Raw genomic sequence first — 12,576 nt, forward strand, 5'->3', positions numbered from 1 at the left:
TCCTATTGGACGGGGAGCGTCGCCGTCAGCGGGAAACCCCGTCCAGCCGTCGCGCTCATCTGATAAAGTGAAAGCGTCAGTTCGCTTTGCGGCGCGCCGAAATCGCCGAGTTCGTCGGCGGCGGGATAGAGGATCGGCGCTGCGGCGGCGGTGAGCGTGCGCTTTCCGCTCGCCGGCAGCGAGATATCGGCTTCGTAGGATTCGCTCGCCTCGCCGAGCGGGATGTCGAGCGCCTCCCAGGCGTCGGAGTCGATGCGTCCGCGCCGCACGAAATCGATGACGACGCCGGCCGGCGTGCGCCGGGCGCGCGCCTTCGTCGGCGCGTAGGGACACAACGCCTTGTTTGTCGCGGCGACGGTCGGCTGAACGAAAACCGGCTCCGCATAGTCGCGATCCGCCGGACCGATGCGATAGGTCATCGGCGCGCCAATCTCGGCGACCTTGCGCGCCAGCGGCGCGATCGCGTCATCGAGCAGCACAACAGTTGAGCCGGCCGGCGCATCGCGCTTGGCGAGATGTTCTTCGCCGCCGAGTCCGCGAATGAGCCTTGACAGACGATATGTCTGTTCGCCGATAAGTTCGGCGTGCGCGAAAGCGAAAATCTCCCAGTCGCCGTCGACGCGGATCGCCATCGCCGAGCGCCCCGCGAGCGCGGCGAGATCGCCCACCGACGAGAGGTGTCCGGCGCCGATTCTGATAGTGACGCCGCCGCCATTATCGAAACGTCCGACCGGACCGGCGCGCAGGACGTCGAGCGTCTCGCCGATGGTCGCGCGCTTGTCCAGGATCGCGATCTGCTCATAGCCGCCCTCGAACGTCATCCTCCAGATTGCGAGCGGCCCGGGCCAGGGATCGGCGAAGGCGGCGACATAGGAGAGCGCCTGTTCGTCGCGCCAGAGCGCGAGGTCGAGAATTTCGACTCTCGGCGGTCCGACCATCTTCGGCGAAACGACATTCGTGCGTCCGAGCAGCGGCGCGGCCGCGTCATAGACGGAAGCGTCCGCCGCGCGCGCGCTCACTTGCCGCGCGGCGCCGTCCGTGATGCGTTGAATTTGAAACAACCGGCCGCCGCCCGCTGCGCCGAGCCGCACCAGATCGCCGGGCTGCAAGGCGAGAAGGCCAGGCCGCAGCGCAAACTCCGCGGTTTCGCGTCCGATCCACACGTCCTGAAGCCAGCTCTCCGCAAGCGACTGCGCATTGGCCCGATGCGTCATCACCGCGGCTTGCGCTTCACTCTGGCGCGCCGAGCGGCCCTCGAGTCTGCGGGATGAGACTCGCGCCATTTGAAAGTCGTTTTCGGAATCGCAGAAGGAAAGCGAGATCTCCTGCGGAAGTTCGCTTTCCTGCGCCCGCGCCAGCGTCACCAGCGACGCGGTTTTGCCGGAGACGAGATCGTCTTCGTCAATTTCGCACACCGGCTTCCCGCGCCGATCGACGAAGCGCAAGGCGCCCGCGCTTGCCACGACGTCGATGCCGTAAAGCGCGGCAAGTGGATCGATCGCCTCGCGCGGCGACATCGGCCGCTCCAGCACATAGCCATCGAGAAATCCGCCGACGTTTGGCCGCTGCGTGACAACTTCAGGCGCAGAGACGGCGCCGGCGAGCGCCGGCAGCAGGCGGTCGAGCGGCGCGCCTTCGAGTCGTCCGTTCAACCAATGGCCGGTTTCCCAATTGGCGGCGTCGCTCCACGCATCCGCTTGCGTCGGAAAGGCCGGAAAGGGGCGCGCGTCCCAGCACCATATGTGCAGGCGCGCCGGATCAACCATTGGCCCGGCGTAGAGGCTGGACGTCGGGTTGCGCGCCTCGCCGCCGGGCGCCGCCGGATCGAAATGCGCGATCATCGCCTCGATGAATCGCGCCTGCATGAGATCGTCGCGGCCGTTGCGCGAGAAATACGGCAGGCCGCCATCGCTCGAGCGCGGGTCTGGAAAGACGTTCGGCGCATTGGCGCCGCGGTCGACCGCGGGACATCCCGTCTCGACAATCCAGATCGGCTTCGACTGCGGGACCCATGCCGTCGGCGCCGCCTGCTCAGCGCCGCCGACGCGCTCGTAATGCGGTTGCGACCACCACGACAGAAAATCCTTCTGGCGGAAGATCCAAGGCTTGCCGAGTCCGTCGCTGATTGGGGTGCGATCTTGCGCCAGGCGCGCATCGGCGTCGGCGTAATGCGAGTCATAGGCCTCGCCCGAAGCGATGCGAGACTCGAGATAGTCGAGATCATAAATGCTCGCCGCGTCCTGCGCGTCGAGATGCGCGTCGCCGTCGCGCCAGTCGGAGAGCGGCCAATAGACGTCGACGCCGACGAAATCGACGGCGCTTGACGCCCACAGCGGATCGAGCGGAAAGCGCGCTTCGCCGCTTGCAGGAACATGCGCGCCATATTCCGTCCAGTCGGCGGCGTAGGAGATTTTTGTTTGCGGGCCGAGGATCGCTTTCGCTTCCGCGGCGAGCGTCATCAGCGCGCCGACGGCGGGATATGCGCCCGGCGCCGAGCGCACGCGCGTCAAGCCGATCAGTTCGGAGCCGATGAGGAAGGCGTCGACGCCGCCAGCCGCGACGCAAATATTGGCGTAATGCAGAATGAAGCCGCGATAGCGCAAAAAGAATGCGTTGAGCTGCGCCGCAGCAGTCGCGGTTGCGTCAGGTGAACCCGGCCGACCCGGCGCGGGATCGCATGTGACGCGTCCGCGCCAGGGGAACGCCGGCTGTTCGACGGCGCCTGTGTAAGGATTGGGCAGCGCATTGCCCGGCGGCACGTCCATCATCACGAAGGGATAGAAGGTCACCGCGAGGCCGCGCGCCTTGAGGTCTGCGATAGCGGCCGTCACCGACGCGTCGCTGGGCGTTCCGCCATAGGCCGAGCGTCCGTCGATTTGCGACACGAGCCGCGCGGTCGAACGCGTCAGCCCGGCGACCGACCAGTCGGGCGGCCAGAAGCCGCCGAGAATGAAGTTGAACTGACCGATGGTCTTGAATGTCGCGTCGACGCGCGGCGCGATCGTGCAATGTTCAGCGCGAAGATCGTCGCCGAACCAGGCGACGACCAGCGCGACGCTTTCGAGATTCGGGCAAAGCGCCTGCAGGGCGTCGATCGACGCGGTCCAATCCGTCGCCGCGGTGAGCTGATGGCGATTTTCCGCCGCCGTGGCGCCGGGCGAGTAGAAATTGAGCTTGAGGGCAGGGTGATAGCCGGCCTCCGTCGCGCCGGGAATGAGGTCGACGGCCCGGATCATCGCGCCGAGTCCCTCGACGGGCTTCACGACTTCGAAGGTGAATTGCGGAATGCGATTGCCGAATGCGGCCAGCGCGAGATCCTCGAAAACAACATAGGCGAGGCCGCGATAGGCGGGCGCGTTCTCCGCCCCTTCTTTGGCGACGATTAGCGGATCTGGCTCCTGATCTTCAGTCCCGGCATAGATACGAATCGGCAGCGTCGTCATGTCGAGCTCTGACCCGTCAGCCCAGATGCGTCGCACGAAAGCGACAGGCCCTTCGCATAGCCCGATCGCGAAATTCGCCGAATAGGCATAGGTGAACTGAATATTGAAGCCGCCGCCGCCGCCTTTACCCTGATGCTGTGTCTGCGTAAAAGACACATTGACGCGTTCGAGAAAACGCGTCGCCCAGATCATCTGTCCACCGAGGCGCGCGCGGCCATAGATTCGCGGCACGCCGGCGCCTTCGGTTGAAGTGATCCCGTCCATCGATTTCAGCCGCGGACCGATCGAATAGCGGGGCGATGCATGCGGTTGCAGCGCTGCGTCGACGAAGGAGCCGCCGAAGCCGCCGAGCGCGCCGCCGATAGAGGAACCAATAGGTCCGCCGATCGCGCCGCCGGCGACTGAGCCGATCGTCTGCAGAACAAGAGTAGCCATGAGGGTCTCGGAGAGCCTCGCAATGTCATTCCCGACAGGCCGAAGGCCTGATCGGGAATCCACAGCAGCTTCAGGAATGTCGGGTTTTGTCCTGGATTCCCGATCGCGCGCCGATCGCGCGTCGCGAATGACAGACGTGCGGCGTCTTCAATCCACAACGTTCGGAAAGGCGAAGGCGGCGACGAGCTTCTTGCGCCAATGCGGGCCAATCGCGACCTGCGCGACGCAGGCGCCGGCATGGGCGTGAATCATATGCGTCGTCGATACTGCGATGCCGAGATGTTTCGCCGGGAGATGTTCACGAAAGCGAAACAGCAGAACGTCGCCTTCACGAAAATCGCTTAAAGCCACCACTCTGAAATGCCGATGGGCGGCGTCAAGCAATGTCTCGGCGCTCAACGCTTCGGCCCAATCGGGCGCATATGCGGGCGCCGACTCCGGCTCGTCGCCGATGATGTCGCGCCAGACGCCGCGCACGAGCCCGAGGCAGTCGCAGCCGACATGGATGAGCGAGGCTTGATGCACGTAAGGCGTGCCACGCCAGCGCCGCGCCGCCGCGACAATGTCGGCGCGGGTCATCTAAAAAAACTCCCGCCGTCCATCGCCGGCGCAAGCGCGCTCGGATAGGCGATGACGCGGTCATTGCCCGGCATATGCGGGAAACCGCGGAAGTTGACGATATTGTCGAACTTCAAGCGACAGGATGTCGGCGACTTATCGCAGCCGGCTGTCAGGAGAACGGCGTCGCCGGCGAGGATGGCGCCGCCCGGCGGCGTCCACAGCGTGACGCTCGCGCGAAAATTAGCCTGCCAATGCGATTTGATCGTGAACCGGGCATTCTCATTCGCGCCGCTTGTGAAGGTGAGCGCGCCGCCTGCAAAGAAGCCGCTGTCGAATGTTTCGGAAAGATCCATGTCGATTGCGCCGCCGACGAAGGCGGCGATGAGGCTCGTCGCGTGAAAGCCGGGCGCCAAAACATTGAACCCGCAGCGCGCGTCGCCGAGATCAGCCGAACAACTGCGTTGAAAGGCGCGGCCCTGCTGCTGATCGAAAAGGTGCGCGCTCGAGCGCAGCTCTGCGGCGAACGCCATCTCGCCGCGGCGTATCTCGCCGATTGTCGCAATATCCAGCAAAGCGCGATCAGTCACATTCGTCCAGTCGACGAGCCACGTCTCGACCGAGGCGCCGTCATAGAGGCCATTCAGCAGATCCGCCTCGGTGAGGCTCTCGTCGCTCAACGCGCCGGCGGCTTCGCCCGTTCCCGGCGCAAAGCCGACGCTCGATTCGAGCTGCGAAGCGGAAAGCCCGGTATTTGCGCGAAAGGTCACGCCATTGAACGTCAGATCGCGATCATGATCAGTAAAGCCCATCGCTGTCGCATCGTTGCGCGCAACGCGCCAACAATGGCAGAAGGTAGTGGCGCGCTGATCGAGCTTCGCCTGCATCGAAGGAGAGAGCGAGAGCATCATTGTCTTCCAATTTTCAACGTCATTGCGAACCGCGAAGTGTTGCGGCGATTCAGCATGAGTCAGACGACGCTGAATGGCTTCGCTTCGCGCTTCTTCGACGGCTAGGGAACGATTTCGACGATCGGAATATTTGGAATCGCCCCGGCCTCGAAGGCGTGCATGTCGATTTCCAGAAAATCCGTATCGAAGCGCACAGGCACGTCGAAGAGAAAGCCAGCCGTGACGACCGCTCCGGCCGAGGGAATGGCGCCTGGCGCGAAGGTCACGATTCCCGTCGTGACGTCGACGCTCACATCCAGCGCGAATTTCTCGACGCCATCGGCGGCGACCCGCACTGTTCCAGCGACGGGCTTCACGATGTCGCGCGCATAAGCGGAAAAGGCGCCTCCGTACGTCTTCACAAGCTGAAATGCAGCGCGCGCGCCGTCTCCTATTCCTACTGTTTGATCCATTGGGCTCGCAGTCGCGCCCGGCGCGCAGGAGGCGCAATCGGCGCGATCTCGCCAACGAAAGCCATAAAGCCGGCCGCGCCGCTCCTCGAAGAACTCGATGATCTGCGAAAGCTGCTTGAGACTCTTGACGCCATAGCCGGCCTCATAGCGGCGCCGCGAATGCGCCCAGCGGGCGTTGCGCGCCTCGCGATTGGAGCCGAGCGTCACGATCTCTGTACGCCGCTCCGGTCCGCCGCGCCCGCCCAGCGAAACATCAAGCGGAAAGCGGATCTCGTGAAAATCGCTCATGCCGGCTGCGCCCGCTTAGAGATTGCGCTGGCCGCGCGCGACAGCCCGCGCCAGGGCGCCCGTGATTTGCGCCTCCGAACGACGGAAGCTTTCGATATCCTGCGCAGCGATGTTGACTGTGACCGCAACCGGACGCGCGCCGGCGCCTTGCGCGACGACGCCGAGCCGGCCATCGGCGCCGCGCGCGAGCGGCATGATCGCCTCGGCGCCGCGCTCGCCCATCAGGCCCATCGCGCCGCCGCTCGCAAAATAGGTTGGACTTGCGACGACCCCGCCGTCCGCAAAAGGCGCAACGGTCCCGGCGCCGCCGAAGGCGCCGGAAAACATGCCGCTCAATCCGCTCACCAGTCCTTCGGCCAGCGCCTTGGTTCCCGTGCGCAAGGCCATGCGCGTCAGCGATTGTGCGATCGTCGAGAGCACGTCATTGAAGCTGCGGCCGCTTGCCGCCGCCGAGCCGAAGCCCAGGTGAAGCGTCTTCGTGACATTTCCTGCAGAGACGGTGATCTGATCGAGCAGAAGTTTCGTCGCTTGCAGGTTAGTTGTCGCGACGGGCTCATTCGCGCCCGGCGCGCTGAACGGGTCCGGGAAGGGGTCGAAAGTTGTCGTCATGTCGATCCTTGGGAATCGGGAAATTGGCGCATCATGTCTTCAAGCGCCGCGCGCGACGGCGCGCTCGGCGCTAAGCCGTAAACGCCCTCCGCCGCGCAAAAAAGTTCGCGCGGCGTCATCGACCAGAAATCGCGCGACGGGAGCCGCAGGACGCCGAGCCCGAAGGCCATGGCGCGCGCGAACGGAAAGGGCGTGCGATGGGAGGCGCCGCACGCCGCTTCTTCCGTTTGCCTCAGGCGTCCTGCGGCATCGGAGGGTTTGCGTCGGCGCTCCGCTCCGGCGCATCGCCGAAGGTCGCGGCGAGAAGATCGGCCGCGATGCGCACATAGCCTGCAAGTCCCCCCGAAACTTTCATTCTCGCGACGTCGTCGTCGGTTATGTCGTTGCCCGCGCCGCGCAGCCCGCAGCCGATGATGCGCAGTAAGTCGCGTGCGGAAAGCCGTCGTTCCTCAAAGCGGCTCGCGAGCGCGACAAGGTCGCTGGCGCCAAAGCCGCTTTCGAGTTCGGCGAGCGCGCCGAGCGTCAGGCAGAGCGTGTAACTCTTGCCGTCGATCATCGCGTCGATTTCGCCGCGCTTGCCGTTCGCCATTGCGCCCTCACCTAAAATGCGCTGGTCCATCTGGAATCGTCATTCCCGGCAGGCCGAAGGCCTGACCGGGAATCCAGAGTCGCAACAAGCATGTTTGATTTTGTCCCTGGAGTCCCGATCGCGCTTCGCGCGTCGGGAATGACAGTTGAGCCGTTCAAACCTCACAACGCCGCGAAGGCGAGCGCGCCCGCCGATTCGAGCGAAATGTCGAAGGTCACTTCGGCGGCATATTCGCCGCGGTAATCGAGATTGGCGATCTGGAACAGGCCCGAGAGCACGCCGAAGTCGGGAATAACAATCTGCCACTCGCGCAGCAGCCCGTCGAAGAAGGTCTGGCGCAGGAGCGCATCCGACGACTGGTCTTTGAACACGCCAGTTCCGGAGACGCTCGCGCGCCTCAGTCCGCCGCCGTCCAGCAATTCGCGCCAGCGGCCGCTCGACTCGGCGTCGGTCACGTCAACCGTGTCGGCATTCAGCGCGAGGCGCCGCGTGCGCAAGCCAGCCACCGTGACGAAGCTCGCGCCGTCATGAATTTTCAAGAGCAGATCCTTGCCTTTCTGGGCGGCCATCATTGAGCTCCGTTAAAGATATTCGGTCGTGGCGCGAAAGCGCAGATTGACCCGCGCGAAGCGGCCGTTCTGCTCGCGACGCGTCTCCATGGAGAGGAAGCGCAAGTCGACCAGCCGATGATCCTGAAGATTAAGCGCCGCCTCATCGAGAAGATCGGCAATGCGCTGCGCCAGTTCGAGCGCCTCGCTCAGACCTCGCATCGTCGACGTGACGCTGATCGTAAAGAGCTGCTCCGCGCCCGGCGAGAGATCGGCGGACCAGTCGCGCAGCTGCGCTTCGCCAAAAAGCGCATAGGGCGGTTCGGCTCCGCGCGGCGCCTCATCGTGAAGCTTCTCGCCGAGCGCGGCGGCGAATCCTGCATCCGCGAGCAGATAGGCGCGGATCGCCTTGCGCAGCGCGATGATGGGTGAAACGCTCATGGCCCGTCCTTTAAGTGATCTCTTCGCACGCGCAGATCAAAAATCGCCGACGCTCATCGGGATCGAGAACCGATTGGATGCGAAGCTTGCGACCGCGATAGACAAAGCGCATGTCCTTTGAGACATCGCCACGCCAGCGGATCGTCGCGACGAGAGTTGTCGCCTGCTCGGCGCGTTGCTCGACGAAGTCCTCGCGGGCTCCGGAAGGCGCGATGCGCGCCCAAAGGCTCGCGACCGGCGTAAAGCTGCGCGAAAATCCGCCGGCGCCATCAGGCGCGTCGATGGGCGCCTCGAGCATCACGCGATGGCGCAGCGCGCCGATGGGGAGGCCGCTCACAGCAGCCGCTTCCGCCGAAACGGCGCCGCGAGTTGCGCGACCGCTTTGGGCAGAGCGTCGTCGCCGCTATCGCCGCGGTGTTCACGCCAATGCGCGACGAGCGTCAAAATCGCTTGGCGCACCGGCTGCGGCGCGTCGCTCGCGAGCGCGCCATAGCCGACATCGAAGTCGATCTCGATTCCGTCGCTCGCGCGTCCAGGCGCCGGTGGCGCCGATGCGAAGTTGATGCGGCCGCCTTCGGTCGAGTTTGGCGCGCGATAGGTCGCAGCATTGAGCGTCTGCGGCGCGTCGCTTGCGTCGAACACGCGGATCGCCGTCACCGACTGAAATGGCGCGAAGGGAATGTGGAGCGTCGCGTTCGAGGCAACCGAAGGGGGCCAGCAGTCGAAAACCAAGCGCCAGCTTTGCGTGACGAAGAAGCGCCTTGTATAGGCCTCGAGCGTCATGCGCGCGGCGACGATCAGCGCCTGGATCAATTCATCCTCTTCGACGCCGTCTTCGCGCAGCCATGATTTTGCGTCGGCGAGCGAGACGGGCTCGATCGCCGGCGCGCCGATGAGCATCGGTCGCATCGCGCTTCCTAGGTTGGGGTGAGCGGAAGGCCGCGACGTTTCGCGTCGCGGCCTCAACGGGGCGAGCTGCTTAGGATGCGGCGAATTTCAACAGCTTGATCGCCTCGAAATTCTGCACGCCGCCGCCGACCCGCTTCGTCGTGTAGAAGAGCACATAGGGCTTGGCGGAGTAGGGATCACGCAGCACGCGAATGCCGACGCGGTCCACCACCACATAGCCGCGCTCAAAATCGCCGAAGGCGATGGAGAGTGAATTCGCGGCGGGGTCCGGCATGTCTTCCGCTTCAACGACGGGGAAGTTCATCAGCGAGGCGCCGGCGTCGGCGGTTGCGGGCGGCGCCCAGATGTAATCGCCGGTGGTCGTCTTGAACTGACGCACGAGCGACTGCGCGCGCCGCCCCATGACGAATTTGCCGTTCTGGCGGAAGCCGGCGCGCAGCGCGTAAACGAGATTGACCAAGGCGTCAGAAGGATCGCTCGCCGCGAAAGCGCCGGCGGCGCCCGTCAGCACATAGCCGACATTGCCCCAGGTCCAGCTCGCGTCCGCAACCGTCGTATAGGAGAGAACGCCCTTCGGCTTATTCACGCCGTCGCCGCTGACGAAGGCCGCGCCTTCCTGTTCGGCGAAGGCGGTTTGCACCTCCTCGGCGATCCATTGCTCGATGTCCACGACGGCGTCGTCGAGCAGCGCCTGCGTCGCCGCCGGCATGGCGTAGAGCTCCATCGCCGGGAAGGTCATGTCGGCGAGCTGCTGATTATTGGTCTGCGGGCGCGGATCGGCCTCGGCGACCCAGCCGGCCGCGGGTCCTGTCGTTGAAAAGGCGCGGCGCAGCGACGCGCCGGAGATTTCGCGCACGCTGGAGATGGCGCGGATCGGCGAGAACTTCGCGAGTCTTCGCAGAACTTCCCGCTCGGTTGGAAGCGGCACGAGATAGCCGCCGTCAGGGCCCGAGCCGCGCGACAGCGCCTTGGCTTCGAGCGCTTTGAGGCCGCTCGCTTCGCCGGAGCGCATGTAGTGATTGAAGGCGCTCTTGTGCTCGCGCCCGCTGTGGTCGTCGACAAGCTTGCCGCCAATACGCGGCCGCGACATTTCCAGCGCCAGGCGATCGAGCCGGCTCTTCGTGTCGTCGAGCGCGTGGTCGATGCGCGCGAGCTTCTCTTCGGTCACGACGTCGGCGCCGAGGCGGCTCTCGAGCTGCGTCAAACGCTCGTCGTTCGTCTCCTTGAAGGCGCTGAAGGCGCGATTGAGATCGGCGAGAATATCGTCGCCGGAGGATTTCGTTTCAACTGCTGACATATATAGAGCCTCATGTTTGGCGCCGGCGCGTGGAAAAACGCCCCCGCGGCTGGAGCCGCCAGGATGAAGTCCGCGTGCTTGGGAAAGCCGTCTCGAGAGTACATTTGCGCCCGACGGCAAGGCGGGAATCAATGCGATTGTTCTCTTCTGCGTCGGTCAGCAGCGTGCGGCGGCGCGCCGCAGCGCCTGCGCGAATTCAAGCGCGGCGCGTTGCGCTTTCAGGCGCGAGAGCTTCGCACCGAGCGCCTCCATGTGTGACGCGCCACTGCGACTTTGCTTCACCGCCCCGACGCGCGCTTGCGGCAGCATCGGAAAGGTGACGATGGAAATCTCCCAAAGGTCGATCTCATGCAGACGGCGCACGCCGCTGGATTTGTCGGTCGTGGCGCGCCGCGTGCGAAAGCCGATAGAGAGGCCGTCGATCGCGCCCTTGCGCATCAGCGACAGGGCTTCGCGCGCCCGCGCCACCGACAAATCGAGGCGGCCTTCAACTTTGAGGCCGCGCGAATCTTCGACGATCGAGGACCACATCCCGATCGGCTCGGCCGCCTGATGCTGCCACAGCATTTTCACGCCCCCCGCGCCGCGCTTGATGAGCGAGCGCGCGAAGGCGCCGGTCATCACCATGTCGCCGCCGGAATCAACGACGCCGAAGAGGCTGGCGTAGCCCGAGAAGGCGCCGGCGTCATTCGCCTGAAGCAACGGCGACTTGGCGCGCTTGATTTCCGGCGCGCCCGCGCTCGGCGTCGTTTTTTGCAGCGCCGTCATCAGCTCTTCTCCGCCTGGACGTTGATCGGCGGATGGCTTGCCGCGCGGGCCTCGGCGCGCAATTGCGCGAGCAATTCGACGAAGGTCTTGAACACGGCGGAAGGATCGTCCCGCCTGCGCGCATGGCGCGCGCGCGGACGCTTGAAGAAATGCGGTAGCCAATTGTTCTGACTCATTGATCGCTCCTGCAACGGCGGTTGAAGCGCGCGAGTTCGCGCACGAATGCGTCAAGCCGGCGCGTCGCCTCGCCGAGTTCCCGCATGGCGAGATAGGCTTGCGCGGTGGCGGCGCAGGCCCACAGAAACAGCGCGAGATGCGCGAGATCGCCGCGCTCCAAGATGGCGTTCAGAATGTCGGACATGTCGGTCGGATTTCTCGGGCAGGAGGCACATGTGTCGCGTCATTCCCGACGCGAAGCCCGGCTGCAGCCAGGCCTGAAAGCTCTTCTGCACGCGCGCAACGAGCGGCAGAACAGTCTGGCGCCAGAAGGCGCGATTGGCTTCAGTGTAATTGCTGAAGGTGTTGTCGCGGGGCCGACCCAGCAGCAGCGGCGGCACGCCGAAGGCGAGCGCAATTTCGCGCGCGGCGCCCGCCTTCGACTCGGCAAAATCCATGTCCTTTGGCGACAGCGACAGCGCCTTCCAGTCGAGGCCGCCTTCGAGCAGCAGCGGCCTTCCGGCGTTTGTCGCGCCTGAGAAATTCTCCTCCAGCTCTTCTTTTAGCCGAGAGAATTGCTCGTCGGTCAGATGCGCGCCTTCCGGCCCCGCATAGACGAGGGCGCCGGAAGGCCGCGCGGAATTATCGAGCAGCGCCTTATTCCAGAAGCTCGCGGCGTTACTCGCCTAAAGATCGGCTAAGCCAATCGATGCAACGAGCTAGTATGCTTCGAGAACTCCGTCTCTCGCCGACGAAGCCTCGCTCGCTCTCTTCCAAAGCGAAGCTTAGATCGAACTTTTCTTCTTGCCGGAGATCATATCCATCAGATTGGCTTTCGAGATTCTCTGTCCGCGATCGGTGATATGAACATAGCTGTCGGGAATATCGTCGAGGATCGCCTTTTCGACCTCCAGACCGTTGCTTGCCAAGAGATGAGCGAGCACATATTTCGCATCGAGGGCGAGCGCGCGAAAGTGATCCCATTCTTCGGTCAGGGGCGCATTCTTGAGTTCCTCGATGGCTTCCATATCACGGCCCAGGCGGCGCAGATTCTCAGCAATATGTTTAGACACGGTCGATCGGCATCTACAATCCGATTGAATTCCTCGCAGTACGTCGATGGCCTCGTCATGCCGGCCTTCGGCCGAAAGCGCGCTTGCGCGCCAGTGGGC

Annotated in this window: 17 protein-coding genes and 1 pseudogene; 1 reads left to right on the plus strand and 17 read right to left on the minus strand. The window is 64.5% G+C overall.

From position 1 onward, the window contains the following. Nucleotides 1-2 precede the first annotated feature (2 nt). The 3 genes from ACR65T_RS09480 to ACR65T_RS09490 form a co-directional block, all read right to left on the minus strand. Nucleotides 3-3,878: a baseplate multidomain protein megatron gene (locus tag ACR65T_RS09480; protein WP_434496247.1), complete on the minus strand. Its 3,876-nt coding sequence runs from the start codon at nucleotides 3,876-3,878 to the stop codon at nucleotides 3-5. A gap of 147 nt (nucleotides 3,879-4,025) precedes the next feature. Further along, the gene (locus ACR65T_RS09485; protein ID WP_434496248.1) at nucleotides 4,026-4,457 is read right to left on the minus strand and encodes an NlpC/P60 family protein; all 432 of its coding nucleotides are present in this window, start codon (nucleotides 4,455-4,457) and stop codon (nucleotides 4,026-4,028) included. Then, nucleotides 4,454-5,323 (minus strand): DUF2163 domain-containing protein, encoded by an 870-nt coding sequence (locus ACR65T_RS09490; RefSeq protein ID WP_434496353.1) that lies wholly within the window; start codon nucleotides 5,321-5,323, stop codon nucleotides 4,454-4,456. The genes ACR65T_RS09485 and ACR65T_RS09490 overlap by 4 nt, the downstream gene beginning before the upstream one ends. Between ACR65T_RS09490 and ACR65T_RS09495 the strand changes: the two genes are divergently transcribed. Then, nucleotides 5,231-5,452, plus strand: a complete 222-nt coding sequence (locus ACR65T_RS09495; RefSeq protein ID WP_434496360.1) for a hypothetical protein — start codon at nucleotides 5,231-5,233, stop codon at nucleotides 5,450-5,452. The genes ACR65T_RS09490 and ACR65T_RS09495 overlap by 93 nt on opposite strands. Here ACR65T_RS09495 and ACR65T_RS09500 read toward each other — a convergent pair. From ACR65T_RS09500 to ACR65T_RS09565, 14 genes and pseudogenes are all read right to left on the minus strand, one after another. Further along, nucleotides 5,449-6,087: a phage distal tail protein, Rcc01695 family gene (locus ACR65T_RS09500; RefSeq protein ID WP_434496249.1), complete on the minus strand. Its 639-nt coding sequence runs from the start codon at nucleotides 6,085-6,087 to the stop codon at nucleotides 5,449-5,451. The genes ACR65T_RS09495 and ACR65T_RS09500 overlap by 4 nt on opposite strands. A gap of 15 nt (nucleotides 6,088-6,102) precedes the next feature. Further along, entirely contained in the window at nucleotides 6,103-6,696 is a 594-nt protein-coding gene (locus tag ACR65T_RS09505) for a phage tail tape measure protein (protein ID WP_434496250.1), read from the minus strand. Continuing rightward, nucleotides 6,693-6,932 carry a rcc01693 family protein gene (locus tag ACR65T_RS09510; protein WP_434496354.1) on the minus strand — a complete coding sequence of 80 codons (240 nt, stop codon included), beginning with the start codon at nucleotides 6,930-6,932 and terminating at the stop codon, nucleotides 6,693-6,695. Before ACR65T_RS09510 ends, ACR65T_RS09505 begins: the two co-directional genes overlap by 4 nt. Continuing rightward, nucleotides 6,929-7,285: a gene transfer agent family protein gene (locus ACR65T_RS09515; RefSeq protein ID WP_434496355.1), complete on the minus strand. Its 357-nt coding sequence runs from the start codon at nucleotides 7,283-7,285 to the stop codon at nucleotides 6,929-6,931. The genes ACR65T_RS09510 and ACR65T_RS09515 overlap by 4 nt, the downstream gene beginning before the upstream one ends. 161 nt (nucleotides 7,286-7,446) lie before the next feature. Continuing rightward, nucleotides 7,447-7,854, minus strand: coding sequence for a phage major tail protein, TP901-1 family (locus ACR65T_RS09520; protein ID WP_123177718.1), 408 nt, complete (start codon nucleotides 7,852-7,854; stop codon nucleotides 7,447-7,449). Between the two features lie 12 nt (nucleotides 7,855-7,866). After that, the gene (locus tag ACR65T_RS09525) at nucleotides 7,867-8,274 is read right to left on the minus strand and encodes a DUF3168 domain-containing protein (protein ID WP_434496251.1); all 408 of its coding nucleotides are present in this window, start codon (nucleotides 8,272-8,274) and stop codon (nucleotides 7,867-7,869) included. A 10-nt stretch (nucleotides 8,275-8,284) separates the two neighbouring features. Beyond that, nucleotides 8,285-8,611, minus strand: coding sequence for a phage head closure protein (locus ACR65T_RS09530; protein WP_434496252.1), 327 nt, complete (start codon nucleotides 8,609-8,611; stop codon nucleotides 8,285-8,287). Further along, the gene (locus ACR65T_RS09535; RefSeq protein ID WP_434496253.1) at nucleotides 8,608-9,183 is read right to left on the minus strand and encodes a head-tail connector protein; all 576 of its coding nucleotides are present in this window, start codon (nucleotides 9,181-9,183) and stop codon (nucleotides 8,608-8,610) included. Before ACR65T_RS09535 ends, ACR65T_RS09530 begins: the two co-directional genes overlap by 4 nt. 70 nt (nucleotides 9,184-9,253) lie before the next feature. Continuing rightward, nucleotides 9,254-10,480 carry a phage major capsid protein gene (locus ACR65T_RS09540; protein WP_434496254.1) on the minus strand — a complete coding sequence of 409 codons (1,227 nt, stop codon included), beginning with the start codon at nucleotides 10,478-10,480 and terminating at the stop codon, nucleotides 9,254-9,256. A 156-nt stretch (nucleotides 10,481-10,636) separates the two neighbouring features. Then, nucleotides 10,637-11,248 (minus strand): HK97 family phage prohead protease, encoded by a 612-nt coding sequence (locus ACR65T_RS09545; RefSeq protein ID WP_434496255.1) that lies wholly within the window; start codon nucleotides 11,246-11,248, stop codon nucleotides 10,637-10,639. Next, nucleotides 11,248-11,424 (minus strand): histidine kinase, encoded by a 177-nt coding sequence (locus tag ACR65T_RS09550; protein ID WP_434496256.1) that lies wholly within the window; start codon nucleotides 11,422-11,424, stop codon nucleotides 11,248-11,250. The genes ACR65T_RS09545 and ACR65T_RS09550 overlap by 1 nt, the downstream gene beginning before the upstream one ends. Then, entirely contained in the window at nucleotides 11,421-11,609 is a 189-nt protein-coding gene (locus ACR65T_RS09555; RefSeq protein ID WP_434496257.1) for a hypothetical protein, read from the minus strand. Before ACR65T_RS09555 ends, ACR65T_RS09550 begins: the two co-directional genes overlap by 4 nt. Then, nucleotides 11,572-12,084 (minus strand): annotated as a pseudogene (locus ACR65T_RS09560) (phage portal protein); the annotation flags it as partial. The gene ACR65T_RS09555 and the pseudogene ACR65T_RS09560, both read right to left, overlap by 38 nt. Before the next feature lie 105 nt (nucleotides 12,085-12,189). Then, nucleotides 12,190-12,477: a hypothetical protein gene (locus ACR65T_RS09565; RefSeq protein WP_434496258.1), complete on the minus strand. Its 288-nt coding sequence runs from the start codon at nucleotides 12,475-12,477 to the stop codon at nucleotides 12,190-12,192. Nucleotides 12,478-12,576 lie beyond the last annotated feature (99 nt).

It is taken from the genome of Methylocystis sp., from assembly GCF_051061285.1.
Classification (GTDB): Bacteria; Pseudomonadota; Alphaproteobacteria; order Rhizobiales; family Beijerinckiaceae; genus Methylocystis.